The sequence below is a fragment of the Okeania sp. SIO3B5 genome, assembly GCF_010692555.1.
Taxonomy (GTDB): domain Bacteria; phylum Cyanobacteriota; class Cyanobacteriia; order Cyanobacteriales; family Microcoleaceae; genus Okeania.
The window spans coordinates 17,536-34,700 of the sequence record NZ_JAAHHG010000058.1; the positions used below are offsets into that span (position 1 = coordinate 17,536).

Consider the following 17,165-nt stretch of genomic DNA (forward strand, 5'->3'; position numbering starts at 1 on the left):
CTAGAGTAGATTTTTGATCCCCCGCCATAATTAATTTTTAATAGAATCAAAATTACTCACTTGCCATAGCTCTAATAATATCCCCACGAGTTAGTATACCAATCACTTTATCATTTTCACCTAATACTGGTAACCGATGAATATTCTGTTCGTGCATGAGTCTTGCTGCTGCTGAGAGTGATTGTTCCGGTGTAGTAGTTAGAGGATCTTTAGTCATGACTTCTCCCACAGTTTCTCCTAAAGCTTTATGAATTTGTTTTTCATAACGAGCTGGATTTTCTAGAAAAATCACGCTATCTAGCAACATAATATAGGGTGGAGGAGTGACTCCGCTTTCTTGCCACATCAAATCTGTTTCTGATACGATCCCGACTAACTTATCCTGTTCATTAACTACAGGAAGACCACTAATACGTTGTTCTGCTAATATTTTAATTGCCTCTTTTAAAGGCATTTCTGGCTTAACAGAGATTGGATTATTGCTCATAACATCTGCTACAGTTTTAGTCATGTTTACCTCAGATTTTGTTCTAGTTGGAGTAACTATGAGAGCGTCAAAAAGTAAAAATTTTCCTTTTTAGTTTCGGCTTCAATAGTAATCATATAAAGAAAGTACAACATACTATAATTGCACCTTTCTCAAATCAAAGTTTACAATGTAACATAAAGCTATATTAAGAATTTTTGATTAATGCCAATGCCTGAAGGCCAAAAACCAGAAGAAACTTCTCGCGATCGCTGTGTACTTGTCTGCCAAAATACGTCTTGTCTACGCCACAATTCTCAAGAAGTCCTCAACACCTTCATAGCTGAGGCAGAAAATGTAGTTGATGTTAATATTGAGGCCAGCGGTTGTCTAGGTCAATGTAGTACTGGCCCTACGGTAAGAGTTACCCCTGATGAAATTTGGTATTACCGAGTCCAACCTAGTAATGTCCCAAAAATAGTTACACAACATTTGCAGGGCAATGAACCTGTAGATAATTTGCTTAATCCTAGAATTCATCCTCGTTTCTAGGAGTAGGGAGCAGGGAGTAGTTAAGAGTCACGAGAAATGGGAGTTATAGAGTAGGTAGTTGTTCATAATGGTTTCTTGATTGTCTGCCGTAGTTACCCCAAAATGCGCTCTTTTTGGAACCAAGGGCGACCTAATACTTTTTCTGGGCATAAAAAGGCACTTTCCTTTATCTGTCAATGGCTTTAGATTTAATCAGTAAGCCCTATATTAAATTTATTTTGTATAGGCACATTCTTCAATTAGCTCGATAGGATTCTCCCGCTATAATCTGCGATTTAGCGGTGAGAGGAATATCGGGACAATGAAAGTATGAAGTTGTCCAATAATTATTATCAAAATAACATGGGTCTAAAACCCCGCCTTTTAAGGCGTAATATTTTTGGAGCGGGGCTTAAATCCCCGTTACAAAAATAACTTCTGACTTCTGACTTCTAACTTCTGACTTCGTTAACCCATTCTTTTGTGCTAAAAGTTATTATTTGTTTCACCATTAAGACTGTGAATCTTGCGGTTTTGAACTCCATGCCGACTTAATTGGTGCAAGGAATATAGCAATGCGAGGGCTGCTTTTTCGGCAAGACTGGGAAAGTACGGGGCTTTTGTCAGCCGCCCCTGATGGTTCGTCGGCTGAAGCCAAAGCTGCACGTATGCACAAGGTTTGCAGAACTGCGGTGGACGGCAGAATCAAGCCAACATTATAATGTTTGATTTGATGTTTGGTAGTTGACAATTGATATAGCATTCAAAGCAAAGCTTAGGAGGTTACTTCTGAATTCTAACTTCTGACTTCTAACTTCTGACTTCTGACTTCTGATAACACCCATTCTTTAATTAATTTGTTAACTTGTTCTGGTACTTCATCATGAGGGCAATGACCCGCCTCTAAAAAGTATTCTGTTAACTGAGGATAATACTTACGAAACTGGGCACTTCTACTCTGAGTATTTATCCAGGGATCTGCTTTTCCCCATAGCATGAGTAAGGGACATTTTAACTGACCTAACAACACATCAACTTTTTCGCCAGATGGAGTTTTGAATATAGAAGCAAAAACTTTAGCCGCACCAGGATCGCAAGAAGGCCGATATATATCTTCTACTAACTGGTCTGTAACAGCACTTTGATCTAAATAAACTTTATGTAGTGTTTTTCTGATAGTGCTACGTCGTCGCGTCCATTGAAATAATAAAAAACTAGGCCAATCTTGTAAGAGTAACCACTTTATACTTTGAGAAATAACTTTTCTCCACAAGGGAGGTTTGGCAGTAGGTTGAGATTCACTAAAAGGTCCAGCACTGTTCAGTAATATTAAACCTGCTGTGGAGCTGGGATATTGAGTCGCTACACACAATGCTGCATAACCTCCTAGAGAATTTCCTGCTAGTACCACAGGTTTACCAATTACTTCAGTAATAAAGTCATTTAGTTGTTCTCTCCATAGCTGACCACTATATTGCCAGTTTGCTTTTGTCGAACGTCCAAATCCTAGCAAATCGATTGCCCAAACCTGAAAAAACTGGCTCAGATATCCAATATTTTTGCGCCAATGGTCTGTTGATGCTCCAAAGCCATGTATTAATAATATGGGTGGAGTTGCGGGATCGGACTTACCTGCACATACATAGTAGATGGACTGATCCCGCCATTGCCAATAACTGCCAGGAAGCGAAGCTGTGATGGAGGTTGATGTAGTTAACATATATAAAGTTTTATTAAATTACATTAATTATTGTATCAAAATTGAGACGGGATCAAATTATTTCTAAAATATTTCTCGTCAGCAATAAAAATCTATAGAAAAAACCTAGGCCAGAAAAAAAGAAACCTAAATGTAGATAGTAGATAGTAGATAATAGATATTAGATACTTTAAGTAGAAAATATATATAAAATTTGCACTAATTTTGCTGAGGTACTTTATTTTTCTTAAGAGTTTTGATACTATAAAAATATGAAAGCAGGGATGCTCATTAAAGAAAAGATTTTTAATTGCACGAGGAGATTGACAAAGGTTTACTAAGAAAAGCTAGGGAGTTTTTTCAGTGATTGCTATCTCATCACGTCCACGTCTAATAGGTCAAAACTGGGTGACAATTAGCTTTGCTTCCACCCTGTATTTGTGTCCGATTCTCGATCTTTTACTGGCAGATGTTCCTAAACATTGGCATCCAGAACTACGACTAGGATTACAAGAAGCTTTGGTAAATTCTGCAAAGCATGGAAATAATTTAGACCCCAGTAAAAAAGTTTTCGTCCGTTTTTCAATTGTACAAGACCATTACTGGTGGGTGATTTCAGACCAAGGCTCGGGTTTTAAACCACCTTGTAAATCAAACCAAAATCATAGGCAAACTACTACCTATTCCCCAGAAAATTGTTGTGATGATGAAAAAGAATGTGGTCGAGGTATATACATCATCTACCAAGTTTTTGATTATGTGGAATGGAATTCCAAGGGTACAGAGTTAACGCTATGCAAAAGAGTAAGAAATAACTCCAGATTACCCCTGGTTATGTGAAGAATTTAAGTTAACTTCAACTGATTAATCCTTCTTTACTCCATGAGTTGGACATGGAGGAGCTGAAATAGATCGATCTAACCAGCTAGTAGCTTGTTTGAGACGCTCGATCGCTTCAGTAGGTTGCGCCTTAATTAGAAAAACTAGGGCAGCTACAGTTAGCTCTAATGCACGAACTTGGCGATTAGACTTAAGTCGATGCCAGTCTCTTTCTGGTATAGCCAGTCTTTGGGCTAAAGCTTGAGCTAGTTCTAATGTACTATACTCCTGTAAATCTCTTTTATTAGGAGTGTTGAGTTTGCTAGTTACAGTTGCAGAAGCTGAGTTAGAGTTAAGCATATTTTCCTAGATTAATTTTTTCAGGTGAACTTACTATACTTAAGTATGCCAGGATGAATCCTCCTCCAGAACATTCTGAGAAAAAAATAAATGATGGGTACTCAAATTCTGCACCAGTTGATGGAGAGTCAGAAGTTTCAGAGACTGATTTTGCACAAGCGCTAGTAGAGGTAGAGCATTCCTTTGCTGCTCTGAAAAAACGTTATTCTCAAGTTCAGTATTATCAGAGGCGAAAAGCAGAATTAAAGCATCGCTTGGAAGAAGTTCAACCGGAAGTACGTCGCCAAAAAACTAATGAATTGAGAAAAGAGTTACAACAGATACAGACAGAATTAGAAACAATAGAATTAAACCTAGAGAGTAGTTTATTTGGTTGGAATAGCATAAAAGAACCATTTTGGCAAGCTGTGAGATTTGGTGGTTTAGGAATTGCGATCGGTTGGCTGTTAAAGTCTTGTGTTGGATAATGTCAACAGGACTTACGCAGAACCTTTATCTTTTGGTGCGCGTTCCCTCTCTTGGTCAGCGTTCCCTTGCGTCTGACGCCGACGCCGGGTCGCACCGCTATCTAGCGAATGGCATTCGCCCTCTCTAAGTTAGTAGTAGTTGATAGATTCTTTCCATCATCAAAGACTTGTTCTAACTGCGGTCACGTCCAAGATATGTCATTAAATGTAAGGACTTATGATTGCCCAGATTGTGGGTTATCAATAGATAGAGATTTAAACGCCAGTATAAATTTAAGAAAGCGAGTGCGTAATTCTGAGGTTTCCTCAGAATGTAAGACGCACTCAAGACATGCGATCGGCTCGGTCGTGAATGCGTGTGCATGAATGCCTGTGGATGAGTAACCGCCGACGGCCTCACAAGAAGCAGGAAGTAAACAGCCTCCTATGGTCGGAGCTACGCTATCAAGTTGTAACGTTATGTGGCACTTTGTATCAGTTTTATAGAGCAGTAAGGATAGATGAACAGGAGATGAATAAATATTATTCTTTATATAGCAATCCTATTTTATTCGTGTCAAAAATCTTGCCACTTTTTGGAAATAGGTTTAGATGCAATGGGCAATGGGTAAGAGTTTCGGAGTTTATTTCTAGTTTTTGAATTGTTACGACCTATTTAGGGCTTGCTGATTAAATATCAAAGCATTGACTGATATTGGTTGTAGCATTTTTTGCTCTAAAAAAGTGCCAACTTTTCAGCTGAAAAAGCTCAAAAAGTTAGTATTTTAGCCGCATAGTTGGGCAGAAAAATCTTGGGACAATTCTTACTCCTACCTCCTTTAAATTCCCATTTCTCCTGTCTCCTGTCTCCTGTCTCCTGTCTCCTACCCCAACAAAAAGACTTTCCATACGCAAACCCTATTTAGGATTGCTATAGTTGTTCTTCATAAGTTATAATTCACATCCGATCACAATTTTCCCCTACCTCGGTCATTTCAGTTATCACCTATGGTCGGAACTCCGTTAACAGCACCTCTGGCGCTCACCCAGAGGCTTGACATAAGGAATATTCTCTTTTTTATCTCCTTAAAAGGGGAGGCGCATACCCTTTTTTTTTGGTAATTACAAGTTTTATTGCTTTACCATATAATAATGAATTAACTCTTTAACTTAATTTTCTAAAACTCCACAAGTAACACCATATCTCTCTCTGATTGTATCATGTTCACGATCGCCATCAAGCCATACGGGAAATTCATCGTGTACTTAAGGAAAGGGGTACGTTCATATTTGATGACCTGGTGTCACCTACACAGAAAATCAACACAATAGCCCGCAAATATGTCTACGATCGATTGCTGTTTGAACCAATATTTAGCTTGGACTCCTATAAAGATTTCCTGGGTCAGTTAGGGTTGATGGTTTTGGCAGCTAAAGATTTGAAAGAGCATTTGCACAAGAGTTATGAGTTATATCATGTCCGGATAATCAGTGATAAAAAAACCTTTTCCCTTCTAACCTTACAGCGGTTTTCATTTGGGTAGACCACAGTAGGGACGTTCCATGGAACGTCCCTACAGGGTTTTTGTTTGTTAAGATGTGGTTCATCAACTTGAAAAGCGCTGTATTCTTTCCTTCTGCCTCCTGCCTCCAGCATAGCTGCCTTACCTCCTCCAAAGTGTAAGTATTCAACCGGACATGATATTACTTTCCCAGTTAGCTTTGCCTCAATATCCAGAATTGAGCGCAGCTTATGATAAAATGTGCGAGGCAATTCAAACCGATAAATTAGGTTGGGCTTATTACTTATGTGAAAAAGTTAGCGATCGCCTCTCCTGGATCTACGAAACTAACAACCAACAAAGTCTGCGGGATAAATACGATGCCTGGTCTCGTATTTACGATGCCGAATTGGACCAACCCTATCGCATTAGTCCAATTCTCTCTGCTAGGGCTCTTGCTGGAGTCCTGCCCGATAAAGAGGCTAGTATCCTCGACGCAGGGGCCGGGACGGGAATGGTAGGAGAAGCCTTGGCCGAACTGGGTTATAGCAATATAGTAGGAGTCGATTTGTCAGAAGAAATGCTGGAAGTTGCCCGCAATAAACAGGTTGATCGAGCATTGCACCAGGGTAACTTATATCATGTCCGGTTGAATACTTACACTTTGGAGGTCCGAAGGCAGGAGGCAGGAGGCAGGAGGCAGAAGGGAAGAAAAGGCGCTCATGAGAAAAAGTTTTTTATCACGCTCTTATCCGGACATGATATTAGAAGAACTACTCAAATTTGCAGCTATCGAAAACTTTGATGCTATAATCGCTGTCGGAGTTTTTACCTTTGGTCATGCTCCGATCGAAGCCTTGTACAATTTATTCCCCCTGTTAAAAACAGGAGGTTATTTCGTCTTGACAGTACGGGCGGACTACCACGACGATAACCCTGCCGTCCAAGAAGTTATCAAAAGCCTTTCTTGGAATTTAGTTGGCAAGGAGGAGTTTAACATCTTTGACAAGGAAGCCATGTATGCTATGGTCTTGAAAAAGGATTAATTACCTTTGGTCTGACCTGCCCAAGAAACGAGGTTAAAACCTTTGTAAAACAAGTTTGATAAGGGCCAAAATGGAATTATCGAACGGGTCTAATAATGGAGTTTTCTAGCAAGTAAACTAACAATAATAAAGATGGCAAGAATTAAATTGATGCACGCCAAGCTTCATCGCGTCAGGGTGACTGAGGCAAATCGCGACTATGTAGGCAGCGTTACTATCGACCGAGAATTATTGGAAAAGGTGGGAATACTACCGCTAGAAGAAGTGGAAATTGTAAATATCGACAATGGAAATCCTTGGTACACTTATGTACTAGCAGGAGAACCTGGAGAAGGTTAGATTTGTCCCAACGGTGGCGGTGCGCTAATGTGCGAACCTGGAGATATCTTGATTATCTGGGCAAACGAGGAAATAGAGCGATCAGAAGTCTTGCGTCAGGGACACCAGGCGCGAGTGCTAGTCGCCGACGAAAATAACCGGCCTAAGGAAGTTTTCTACCAAACTCTTACTCCGAATGGGGAGCATTGACTTAATCAAAGAATAACGATATAATACGTTATAAAACGTACTATTAGACAGGCTGTGTTCACAAATAAATGAAATCCATTAGAACCAAACTTAAATTAAATAATCAGCAAAAAACTCTGATGGCTCAACACGCGGGGTATAGCAGATGGTGCTATAACTGGGGTTTAAGTTTGTGGAATGCTGCATATATTCATGGTTACAAGCCTAATGCTCGAAAGCTAAGAGAGGTTTTTACCAACCAGACAAAGCCTTTATACCCTTGGATGAAAAACTTGTCATCTAAAGTTTACCAATATGCTTTTATCAACTTAGGTGAAGCATTTAAAAGGTTCTTTAAAGGATTAGGAAAATACCCAAAGTTTAAAAAGAAGGGTAAACATGATTCATTCACAATAGATAATTGTGGAAAACCAATAGAATTAAATGGATGGAATCATAAATTACCTTTTATTGGTATGGTCAAAACTTATGAACCAATTGAAGCAACAACTAAAAAAATAACCATTAGTAGACAAGCTGGTGATTGGTATCTCAGTTGTAGCTATGAATTTCATTCTCATACTACACCAAAAAAAACTGATGTTATTGGTGTAGATTTAGGTGTGAAAACCCTAGCTACACTAAGTGATGGTCAAGTATTTGAAAGTGTGAAACCACTTCAGAAATTTGAAGCTAAGTTATCTAGGCTCCAATACCTAAATCGTCACAAAGAGGTAGGCTCTGCTAACTGGAAAAAGGCACAACAAAAGATAGCTAGATTACATAGAAAAGTAGCAAATATCCGTAAAGATGCACTTCATAAATTGACAACATACTTAGCCAAAAACCACGGCAGAGTCTCAATTGAAGATTTGAATGTAAGCGGAATGCTATCCAACCATAAGCTAGCTAAATCAATAGCTGACCAAGGATTTTATGAATTCAGGCGACAACTAGAATACAAGTGCAAATGGTACGGTTCTGAGTTAGTAGTAGTTGACAGGTTTTTTCCATCATCAAAAACTTGCAGTAGGTGTGGTCATGTCCAAGATATGCCCTTGCATCTGAGAACTTATGATTGCCCAGAATGTGGGTTATCAATAGACCGCGATCTGAATGCAAGTATAAATTTAAGAAATGCGGTCGGCTCGGTCGTGAATGCCTGTGGATGAGAAACCGCCGACGGCCTCAGTAGAAGCAGGAAGTAAACATCAATTTGTTACGTTATGTAACGCTTTGTATCAGTTTTATGGAGCAGACTTTGGAATATAACGGTTATGAAACAGCGAACGGTAAACAATTGACTAATTTCTCAGTCATGGTAGATGTGTAAAACTGGGGAAAAATTTAATTGTAAATTGGCCGATCGCCCAATTCTGAAAAGCCAGACAAGCAGGACATTCAATTGTGATCGACAACATTGAAGTTACCTTGACGATAAACATATGTGTGGAATAGTTGGATTTTTTGGCTCAAATTTACTAGGCTTTGAAGACGCATTGTCAATCTTAGCTCATCGCGGACCGGATGGTACCAGTAGCATTTGCCAGGAAAACTATGCTTTAGGACATAATCGTCTTGCCATTATTGATGTAGAAGGAGGACAGCAACCATTATACGATCCGCAGAGCAAATTATACGCTATTGCTAACGGAGAAATTTATAACCATCAACAATGGCGCGATCGCTTGCAGGGAAACTACAACTTCTCAACCAACAGCGATACGGAAATTCTGCTACCGCTCTACCAACAGTTTGGCACTCAGATGCCTCAAAAACTCAGGGGTATGTTTAGCTTTATCTTGGCTAGCGATCGGGAATTATTTGTCGCTCGCGATCGCTTAGGCATTAAACCTTTATACTATGCTCAAAGTGAAGAAGGTTTATTTTTTGCTTCGGAAATCAAAGCTTTAATAAAGCATGGCGAAGAAATTAAAGAGTTTCCTCCAGGACATTATTACCATTCTAATGAGGGTTTACAACCCTACTACGATTTACCCGAAGTCGATGTGTTTTTAGAAGATGTAGAGGTGATTTTAGAAAAAATTCGCCAAGGACTTTCTCAAAGTGTCCGCAGGCGTTTAATGTCTGACGTTCCTGTAGGAGTATTTCTCAGTGGAGGACTCGATTCTAGCATCATTGCGGCCTTAATGAAGCGAGAGCTGTCAGAACTACATTCTTTTTCCACCGGATTTGCTAACTCTCCGGATATGAAAGCAGCAAGATTAGTAGCAGAATATTTAGGGACAATTCATCACGAATATATTTACTCAGAAGCAGAAATGCTTTCTGTTCTACCCCAGGTAATTTACCACTTTGAATCCTATGATGCCGCTTGGTTAAGAAGTTGTGTACCTACCTACTTGCTATCTCATCTTGCTAGCCAATATGTCAAAGTAGTTCTCGGAGGAGACGCATCAGATGAGTTGTTTGCTGGCTATAGTTATCTAGCTGATTACAATGATGGCAAGACGTTAAATCAAGAATTGGTATATCGGATTAAAGGATTACATAATCTCAATTTGCAAAAATTAGACAGACTGACAATGGCTCATGGTTTAGAAGCAAGAGTTCCTTTTCTAGATATAGACTTTGTGGAAATGGCACTGACTATAGATCCTACCCTCAAGCTTTACCAGAGCTTTGGCATTGAAAAATGGTTGCTCCGTAAAGCTTTTGAAGACTATTTACCGCCAGAAATAGTTTGGCGAGACAAGATGGAATTTGCTCATGGTTCTGCTTCCTCTAAAGTTTTAGCAGCTCACGCTGAGGCTACTATTTCTGACGAGGATTTCGATCAGGCACGCTTTCGGGGAGACCCCATAAAAAGTAAGGAGGAATTACTCTACTACAGGATTTTTGAGCAGTATTTTCCTCAGCCATTTGCCGTCAATTTAGTTGGCAAGTGGGATCGAACTTTCCATTAACAAAAACTTAACAGTTCAATTCTTATACCATTTCCAAAAAATCATGCAACAGTAGAACAAACCGAAAAACCCTCTTATCTGTTCCCTCTTATCTGTTCTCTGTTCCCTAAAGCGTTGGTACTTTAGAGAATCAAATAAAACTGGTATTAGTTAAATTCAAGAAAAAATGGCGACCACAGTTAATTACTATGATGTTCCCTTAAAAAGGTTGAATTCCCAAAATGCTCTGGGATTAGGGGTTGTATTCACGGATATTGAAGATGCAAAAATAGAGTTATGCAAATGGCCTACTTCAGGAAAACGACCTCTAATTTCCAAGGGGGGTTACGGTACTGTTATTGAAGAGGAGTTCAGAGTCTATTGGAAGGGTTCGACCATATTTTCTGCTGGTCATCAGAATGCTCGCGGCGGTCCTGCGGGTAAGATTGTATCCGAACCAGGAAGTAACTCTAAATATCTTCTAGTAAACTGGCTGAGTGCCCATCTGGATGCAGGAGAAGCTTTTATGCCTAAAAATGGCGAACCAAGTATATTTCTTTTGGCTCCTCCTAAAGAAGATGTCAAACCTCAAGATTTTGTAGCTCTTTATTCAGATGGTAGTTGTGGCATCTCAATACATCCTGGAGTCTGGCACACAAATCCAATATCACTTTCAGAAAAAGAAGTAGTTTATCAGAGAAAACAAGGCAGTATTTATGCAACAATCGATTGTGTCTTAACCAAAGAGCATAAGACTTGGTTAAAAATTCCCCTAGGTCAACCGCAAGACCGTTAAACTTCTATATTCTATTTATCAATAAAAGGAGCATTGACTTAATCAAATAATAACGATATAATACGTCAAAAAGCATACGATTTAGACAGGCTGCACTCACGCATACATGAAATCCATTAGAACCAAGCTCAAACTTAATAATAAACAGAAAACCCTGATGGCTCAACACGCAGGTTATAGCAGATGGTGTTCTAATTGGGGTTTAAGTTTGTGGAATCAGGCATACAAAGATGGTTATAAACCAAATGCCCATAAACTCAGAGAAGTGTTTACCAATCACACAAAACCTCGTTATCCTTGGATGAAAAACTTGTCGTCTAAAGTTTATCAGTATGCTTTTATCAACTTGGGTGAGGCATTTAAGAGGTTCTTTTCCTGCGGAATGCTTCGCAAACAAGGGTTAGGTAAACATTCAAGATTTAAGAAGAAAGGTAAACATGATTCCTTTCCTTCGGAATGCTTCGCAAACACAATAGATAATTGCGGAAAACCAATAGAATTAAATGGATGGAGTCACAAATTACCTTTTATTGGTATTGTCAAAACTTATGAACCCATTGAGGCAACAACCAAAACAATCACTATTAGTAGACAAGCAGGTGACTGGTATCTGAGCTGTAGCTATGAATTTAATGCCACAACTACACCAAAAAAAAAATGATGTAGTTGGTGTAGATTTAGGAGTGAAAACCTTAGCGACTTTGAGTGATGGTAAAGTTGTGACAAGTATGAAATCTTATCGCAGATTTGAAACTAAGCTGTCTAGAATGCAATACCTAAATCGTAATAAAGAGATAGGTTCTGCTAACTGGAAAGCAGCACAACTGAAAATAGCCAGGCTGCATAGAAAAGTAGCAAACATCCGTAAAGACACACTTCATAAATTGACAAGATATTTAGCCAAAAACCACGGCAAAATTGTCATAGAAGATTTGAATGTTCGCGGTATGTTAGCCAATCATAAGCTAGCTAAATCAGATAGCAGATAGTGATTTTATGAATTCAGGCGACAGCTAGAATATCAGTGCCAATAGTACGGTTCTGAGTTAGTAGTAGTTGATAGGTTTTTTCCATCATCAAAGACTTGTTCTAGTTGTGGTCACGTTCAAAAAATGCCATTAAATCTAAGGACTTATGACTGCCCGGAGTGTGGGTTATCAATAGATAGAGATTTAAACGCCAGTATAAATTTAAGAAATGCGGTCGGCTTGACCGCGAATGCCTGTGGACGGAGTGCTGCCGACAGTTCCGGTGGAAGCAGGAAGTAAACAGTAAAATGTCATATTATGCGGTGCGACCCCGCGACGACGAAAGTCGCAAGCGGTCAGACCCCGCGTCGCCGTTAGGCGCAAGGGAATGCTGACCAAGAGAGGGAACGCGCACCAAGAGAGACGTTTTATATCGGTTTTATGGAGCAGTAATATGGTCACATTAGTTCAGCAACTCAAATCGGCTTTTCGCATCCAATCGGTTACCACCGTCGATAACGGGGTGCAAATTACTTGGAAAGATGGTCACGAAAGCTTTTATCACAACCTCTGGCTGCGGGATACTTGCCACTGTCCCAAATGTTTCCAACCAAACACATTAAGCCTCAACAGTGGAGAAGGAGAAGGACACGACCCCCTGAAAATGCCACTAAATCCGATAACTGAAACGGTCAAAATAGACCCCGACGGAAATTTAGATATCATTTGGGGTGGTGAAGAACCGGGACATCATAGTGTTTACGATCCATCTTGGCTGCGAGTTCACTGTCAAAAAGAGCCCGCTCTCAAACAGCGACGAAAACCCCAACTGTGGGACTCATCGCTGTCCATTCCATACTTCGATTACCAGGAAGTGATGAGAGACGATGAAACGCTACTGCATTGGTTGGATAAAATGCTGGATGTGGGAATGGTAATTATTGACGGCTTTCCCAAAACGAGAGAAGCATTTCAGGCATTAGTAGAGCGCGTCGGACCGATTCAGCAACGATATCATCCTACCGACATCTATACTTTAAATACAGAAAACCAACTGGCAGGGAAAATTCACCACTCTTATAAGTACTTGCATCGGCTGGACAATCATACCGATCACGTCTCCTACAACGTTCCTCCCAGACTTCAATTTCTCGGATGTATTGAATACGACAATCCTGACAATGACAGACAAGGATATTCAACTCTGGTAGATGGTTTCAAAGTTGCCGAAGTTCTGAGGACTCAGCAGCCAAAATATTTCGAGCTACTCACCCAAGAGTATATATCAACAGGTCGCAGACGGCTCGGTGTAGAGGAAAAAGTATCTGATAAGGAAAAAGGCACCAAAAAATACCAATGGGAAACCTATCATCGCCAGCACGTCATTAATTTGGATGAAAATGGCGAAGTTTACCAGATTCGTCACAATGAAAAAGACCGGGTGCCGCTCGATGTTTCCCCGGACAAAATTCAAGACTTGTACGCAGCCTACCAAGCATTTACTGCCCTAGCTGAATCTCCAGAGTATAATGCCGAATTTCTTATAGCTCCCGGACAGGTATTGGTAAATGATAACTGGCGACTGCTCCACGGACGGACGGGTATTCACAATCCCCAACTGCGACGAGTTTTACTGGGAGCGTATATGAAGCCAGAAACATTCCGCAGCCGACGGCGACTGTTGCTCGGGAAAAAAAGTGGGATGCCGGATATGTGGTTAATGGGATGTTCGGACCGCGCTTTAGAAATTCTGGCAGACCGCACCACGATCTAAAAAACGACGGCGGGCAGTTCGTCCGTGACAGCTTGTGGACTGGATAACGCCGACGTTACCGAGTGGGAAGCAGGAATAGAACAGATAATCATAGATTTCTATAGATTATCGTAGGTTTCTAAGAACGGCTTAAGAGATAACTTACCAACTGGATGGAACAATAAGATGTTCTGGACAGCATTTAGTTCGGGAGGGAGAAAGGTATTTTTTGATTATTATTGTCAGTTCAAAGAACCTAAAGATTACCGTCCCAGAGAATCTGTTCGGCCAGAGTTTCAATTGAGCGAACAAGACATTAAGTTTTTCTACGAGAATGGATATCTTGGTCCTTTTGATTTAATGTCCCCAGAGCAAGCGGAAAACTTACGACATGATTTACTAAACTCAGTATCTAACACTGAATCTTTCCTAGCTAACAATTATCAATTTGAGGAAGAAAAAAATATTACTGAAGGTCTATTGCCAGTAGCGAAAAATGCACGCAATAAAATAACGGAGGAGTATAAAAAAACCGGACTCAACAGATATAACACTTTCATCAATCGCCATTTGGATAACTCAAAAATCAGGGACTTATTTAAACTGCCTGAAATCACGGAACGTTGTGCCCAACTATTAGGTCCAGATCTAATTTTATGGCGATCTGCTTTTTTTAATGTGAGTCCTCATAGTAAGGGTACTCAATTGCATCAAAACAGCACTTGGCTTTATCAGGATATGAGAGAATCTGTTGTCAATCCACCCCGTACGGATGAACTTTATCAAATAACTTGCTGGGTTGCATTGACAGAAGCTAATGAGAAGAATGGGTGTATGACTCTGGTACCTGGAACTCATAAGGAGATGGTTCCCCTTAAACTAGGAGAAAAGTCAATTTATGAAGCCGAAAACTTTCGCTTATATGGTAATAGTTTTTTTGCAGAGCTAGATTATCCAGTTGATAGTGCAGAGAAAAAGTCGATCGAAATGAAAGCTGGGCAATTCTTTCTGTTTTGCGAGAGAGTTATTCATGGTTCTGTTGATAATACAACAGAAGATTCGAGATGGGCAATAAGCGGTCGTTTCGTAAGAACAGACACTCGCATATATACTCAAGAAGTTCTTGAGAAAGGTCATCGAGAAACTTTATACAACATTAAGAACATTAGTCTTGATGATTGGAAAGTCGTTTTAATACCTGGGAAAGACCGTTTTGGATACAATAGACTGCTTAAAGACTGAATTAAAATGACTGCCAAAAATTTAGCTCTTTAGTCAGTTCCCTATATTTAAAAAATCTTGGAGGTGTAACATGACAGCAGTATTGCAGCAACTTAAACCTGCTTTTCGCATCGAATCAGTGGCAACAACGAACAACGGTGTCAGCATTACTTGGAAAGACGGTCACGAAAGTTTTTATCATAACCTTTGGCTTTTAGATAGCTGTCGGTCTCCTAAATTCTTTCACCGAGATACTTTGAGTATCAGCAGCGGGCACGATGTGATCGAAATGCCTTTAAACCCAACTCCCGAAGAGGTTAAGCTCGATCGCGAAGGCAATTTAGATATTATTTGGGGTGGCGACCAAACAGGTCATCAAAGTGTCTTCGATGCCTCGTGGCTGCGGGTTCACTGCCAAAACGACCCGGCCCTGAAGCAACGCCGCAAACCTCAACTGTGGGACTCGTCTGTGTCGGTGTCTCATTTTGATTGCTATGAGGTGATGAACGATGATGGAGTATTATTGTCGTTCCTCAATAAAATAGTCGATATGGGAGTGGCAATAATTGACGATGCTCCGAAAAACGAAGAAAGCTTCCGGGCATTGATAGAACGAGTAGGACCGCTACGGCAACGATACCATCCTACCAATGTGTTTGCGATGGATAGAAGCAACAAAAAGGCTCAGGCTATCCAACATTCCTATCAAGTGGGAACTTTAAGAAATCATACGGATGTTACTGCTTATGACATTCCTACCGGGCTGCAATTTCTCGAATGCATCCTCTACGAGAACCCAGATGGCGATCGCCAGGCTTATTCTACGGTGATTGACGGTTTCAAACTGGCAGAAGTTATCAAAGCAGAAAATCCGTGGTTTTTTGAATTGCTAACCACGGAATATATCCCCGCAGGTCGCAAGCGGCTTTCCGTTGAGGAGAAACTGGGCGAACATGAATCTAGTGCCCGTAAGTACGAATGGGATGCTTATCGGCACAACCATGTCATTAATTTGGATGAAAATGGGGAGGTGTATCAGATTCGGTATAACCACAATACACGGATACCGTTAGAAGTTTCTTACGATAAAATTCACGACCTCTTGGCAGCCTATCAGCGATTTTCTCAATTGTTGCAATACCCTGAATATAATGCCGAATTTTTGTTAACTCCAGGACAGGTATTGGTGGTTGATAACTGGCGAGTTCTTCACGGGCGAACTGGTATTTGGAACCCTAATCTACAACGAATTTTATTGGGTGCTTATTTAGAAGAAGAAAGTTTCCGCTGCCGACGGCGAGTTTTATTGGGGGACAAAACGGGGATGTCTGACTTGTGGTTAATGGGATGTTCGGATCGTGCTTTGGAGATTCTGGCAGACCGACATTTATAAAGAGCTGAAATAAATAATTTTATCTCCCTATTCCCTATTCCCTGACTTCTGCAAGAAGTCTTTTGAATATGGCTGAAGCTCTAGGAATGGCAAAAAATGCCAATTTCTAGGGCTTTTTTTGACAAAGAAAAACTTTATTTGATTGATAGTTTATATCAAATCCGCTTAATTTGGTATAAAAAAAGATTCCATCTTCACCTAGAGCGGAAAGAATTCTGAGTTCTCTTCCCTTCTAAATTCTGGATTCTGATTCACTATCTTATTACACCGATGCTACCGGATTTAATATTATCAGGACTTACGCAAAGGCACTATATACAGCGTCTTGGTGTGTGACGCTAGCGCTAACACACCCTACTAATAGCGTTCATGCGTAAGTCCTAATTATGCTAAACTTTATATAATATCATGTCCGGTTGAATAGTTATAAATAAGGGAGTAGGGAGTAGGGAGTAGGGAGAATAAAAAGATTTGTACTGCAAGTGACTGTTTTGGTTTTTTTCCAGATCGCTCTTATCCGGACATGATATTACACTTTGGAGGTCCGAAGGCAGCTATGCTGCTATGCTGCTATGCTGAAGGAAAAGAAAGATTTAAAGGGAGAAGGTTTTTTATCACGGTAGATCAACGCCTGGTTTAAATCATTTAAAGATTGCTGCAATGGTATGTTAGAAACCTCTGACAACCATTCTCTTTCTTCAGTCTTTTTAGACTGAGTAATAAAAAGCTTTTGTAGTTCTGAATTATCAGAT

15 protein-coding genes and 4 pseudogenes are annotated in these 17,165 nt (G+C 40.1%); 15 read left to right on the forward strand and 4 right to left on the reverse strand.

The genetic code is table 11. The features are described 5' to 3' along the window. Window positions 1–52: 52 nt before the first annotated feature. The gene (locus F6K54_RS10795; RefSeq protein ID WP_293077296.1) at window positions 53–511 is read right to left on the reverse strand and encodes a CBS domain-containing protein; all 459 of its coding nucleotides are present in this window, start codon (window positions 509–511) and stop codon (window positions 53–55) included. Between the two features lie 180 nt (window positions 512–691). Between F6K54_RS10795 and F6K54_RS10800 the strand changes: the two genes are divergently transcribed. Further along, window positions 692–1,018, forward strand: a complete 327-nt coding sequence (locus tag F6K54_RS10800; protein ID WP_293077298.1) for a ferredoxin — start codon at window positions 692–694, stop codon at window positions 1,016–1,018. 775 nt (window positions 1,019–1,793) lie between these two features. On the opposite strand, the gene F6K54_RS10805 is transcribed toward F6K54_RS10800, so the two are convergent. Further along, window positions 1,794–2,717: an alpha/beta fold hydrolase gene (locus F6K54_RS10805; protein WP_293077299.1), complete on the reverse strand. Its 924-nt coding sequence runs from the start codon at window positions 2,715–2,717 to the stop codon at window positions 1,794–1,796. Window positions 2,718–3,059: 342 nt separating this feature from the next. Between F6K54_RS10805 and F6K54_RS10810 the strand changes: the two genes are divergently transcribed. Then, window positions 3,060–3,536, forward strand: a complete 477-nt coding sequence (locus tag F6K54_RS10810) for an anti-sigma regulatory factor (RefSeq protein ID WP_293077301.1) — start codon at window positions 3,060–3,062, stop codon at window positions 3,534–3,536. Between the two features lie 24 nt (window positions 3,537–3,560). On the opposite strand, the gene F6K54_RS10815 is transcribed toward F6K54_RS10810, so the two are convergent. Beyond that, window positions 3,561–3,875: a DUF6439 family protein gene (locus F6K54_RS10815; RefSeq protein ID WP_293077303.1), complete on the reverse strand. Its 315-nt coding sequence runs from the start codon at window positions 3,873–3,875 to the stop codon at window positions 3,561–3,563. A 53-nt stretch (window positions 3,876–3,928) separates the two neighbouring features. Between F6K54_RS10815 and F6K54_RS10820 the strand changes: the two genes are divergently transcribed. The 13 genes and pseudogenes from F6K54_RS10820 to F6K54_RS10880 all read left to right on the forward strand — a co-directional run bounded on the left by F6K54_RS10820 (window position 3,929) and on the right by F6K54_RS10880 (window position 16,413). Beyond that, the gene (locus F6K54_RS10820) at window positions 3,929–4,342 is read left to right on the forward strand and encodes a DUF2203 domain-containing protein (protein ID WP_293077305.1); all 414 of its coding nucleotides are present in this window, start codon (window positions 3,929–3,931) and stop codon (window positions 4,340–4,342) included. Window positions 4,343–4,465: 123 nt separating this feature from the next. Further along, window positions 4,466–4,708, forward strand: a pseudogene (locus F6K54_RS10825) (zinc ribbon domain-containing protein); the annotation flags it as partial. A gap of 827 nt (window positions 4,709–5,535) precedes the next feature. Beyond that, entirely contained in the window at window positions 5,536–5,865 is a 330-nt protein-coding gene (locus F6K54_RS10830; RefSeq protein WP_293077307.1) for a class I SAM-dependent methyltransferase, read from the forward strand. Between the two features lie 154 nt (window positions 5,866–6,019). Beyond that, entirely contained in the window at window positions 6,020–6,628 is a 609-nt protein-coding gene (locus tag F6K54_RS10835; RefSeq protein WP_293077309.1) for a class I SAM-dependent methyltransferase, read from the forward strand. Next, complete coding sequence (locus F6K54_RS10840; protein ID WP_293077311.1) at window positions 6,582–6,869, forward strand: hypothetical protein; 288 nt, start codon at window positions 6,582–6,584, stop codon at window positions 6,867–6,869. Before F6K54_RS10835 ends, F6K54_RS10840 begins: the two co-directional genes overlap by 47 nt. Before the next feature lie 150 nt (window positions 6,870–7,019). Continuing rightward, window positions 7,020–7,397 (forward strand): annotated as a pseudogene (locus F6K54_RS10845) (aspartate 1-decarboxylase). A 68-nt stretch (window positions 7,398–7,465) separates the two neighbouring features. Further along, on the forward strand, window positions 7,466–8,548 hold the full coding sequence (locus F6K54_RS10850; protein ID WP_293077313.1) for an RNA-guided endonuclease TnpB family protein: 1,083 nt from the start codon (window positions 7,466–7,468) through the stop codon (window positions 8,546–8,548). 273 nt (window positions 8,549–8,821) lie between these two features. Beyond that, window positions 8,822–10,303, forward strand: a complete 1,482-nt coding sequence (gene asnB, locus F6K54_RS10855) for an asparagine synthase B (protein ID WP_293077315.1) — start codon at window positions 8,822–8,824, stop codon at window positions 10,301–10,303. 166 nt (window positions 10,304–10,469) lie between these two features. After that, complete coding sequence (locus F6K54_RS10860) at window positions 10,470–11,078, forward strand: ureidoglycolate lyase (protein WP_293077317.1); 609 nt, start codon at window positions 10,470–10,472, stop codon at window positions 11,076–11,078. A 106-nt stretch (window positions 11,079–11,184) separates the two neighbouring features. Then, window positions 11,185–12,346 (forward strand): annotated as a pseudogene (locus tag F6K54_RS10865) (RNA-guided endonuclease InsQ/TnpB family protein). A 154-nt stretch (window positions 12,347–12,500) separates the two neighbouring features. Then, window positions 12,501–13,820: a TauD/TfdA family dioxygenase gene (locus tag F6K54_RS10870; RefSeq protein WP_293077319.1), complete on the forward strand. Its 1,320-nt coding sequence runs from the start codon at window positions 12,501–12,503 to the stop codon at window positions 13,818–13,820. A gap of 165 nt (window positions 13,821–13,985) precedes the next feature. Next, the gene (locus tag F6K54_RS10875) at window positions 13,986–15,041 is read left to right on the forward strand and encodes a phytanoyl-CoA dioxygenase family protein (RefSeq protein ID WP_293077320.1); all 1,056 of its coding nucleotides are present in this window, start codon (window positions 13,986–13,988) and stop codon (window positions 15,039–15,041) included. 70 nt (window positions 15,042–15,111) lie between these two features. Next, the gene (locus F6K54_RS10880; protein ID WP_293077322.1) at window positions 15,112–16,413 is read left to right on the forward strand and encodes a TauD/TfdA family dioxygenase; all 1,302 of its coding nucleotides are present in this window, start codon (window positions 15,112–15,114) and stop codon (window positions 16,411–16,413) included. 562 nt (window positions 16,414–16,975) lie between these two features. On the opposite strand, the pseudogene F6K54_RS10885 reads toward F6K54_RS10880, so the two are convergent. Then, window positions 16,976–17,165, reverse strand: a pseudogene (locus F6K54_RS10885) (hypothetical protein); the annotation flags it as partial.

Coding starts and splice junctions, on each gene's coding strand:
- F6K54_RS10795 (WP_293077296.1), bottom strand. CDS start 511: ATGACTAAAACTGTAGCAGATGTTATGAGCAATAATCCAATCTCTGTT.
- asnB (WP_293077315.1), top strand. CDS start 8,822: ATGTGTGGAATAGTTGGATTTTTTGGCTCAAATTTACTAGGCTTTGAA.
- F6K54_RS10800 (WP_293077298.1), top strand. CDS start 692: ATGCCAATGCCTGAAGGCCAAAAACCAGAAGAAACTTCTCGCGATCGC.
- F6K54_RS10850 (WP_293077313.1), top strand. CDS start 7,466: ATGAAATCCATTAGAACCAAACTTAAATTAAATAATCAGCAAAAAACT.
- F6K54_RS10835 (WP_293077309.1), top strand. CDS start 6,020: ATGATATTACTTTCCCAGTTAGCTTTGCCTCAATATCCAGAATTGAGC.
- F6K54_RS10880 (WP_293077322.1), top strand. CDS start 15,112: ATGACAGCAGTATTGCAGCAACTTAAACCTGCTTTTCGCATCGAATCA.
- F6K54_RS10860 (WP_293077317.1), top strand. CDS start 10,470: ATGGCGACCACAGTTAATTACTATGATGTTCCCTTAAAAAGGTTGAAT.
- F6K54_RS10805 (WP_293077299.1), bottom strand. CDS start 2,717: ATGTTAACTACATCAACCTCCATCACAGCTTCGCTTCCTGGCAGTTAT.
- F6K54_RS10815 (WP_293077303.1), bottom strand. CDS start 3,875: ATGCTTAACTCTAACTCAGCTTCTGCAACTGTAACTAGCAAACTCAAC.
- F6K54_RS10840 (WP_293077311.1), top strand. CDS start 6,582: ATGATATTAGAAGAACTACTCAAATTTGCAGCTATCGAAAACTTTGAT.
- F6K54_RS10870 (WP_293077319.1), top strand. CDS start 12,501: ATGGTCACATTAGTTCAGCAACTCAAATCGGCTTTTCGCATCCAATCG.
- F6K54_RS10875 (WP_293077320.1), top strand. CDS start 13,986: ATGTTCTGGACAGCATTTAGTTCGGGAGGGAGAAAGGTATTTTTTGAT.
- F6K54_RS10820 (WP_293077305.1), top strand. CDS start 3,929: ATGAATCCTCCTCCAGAACATTCTGAGAAAAAAATAAATGATGGGTAC.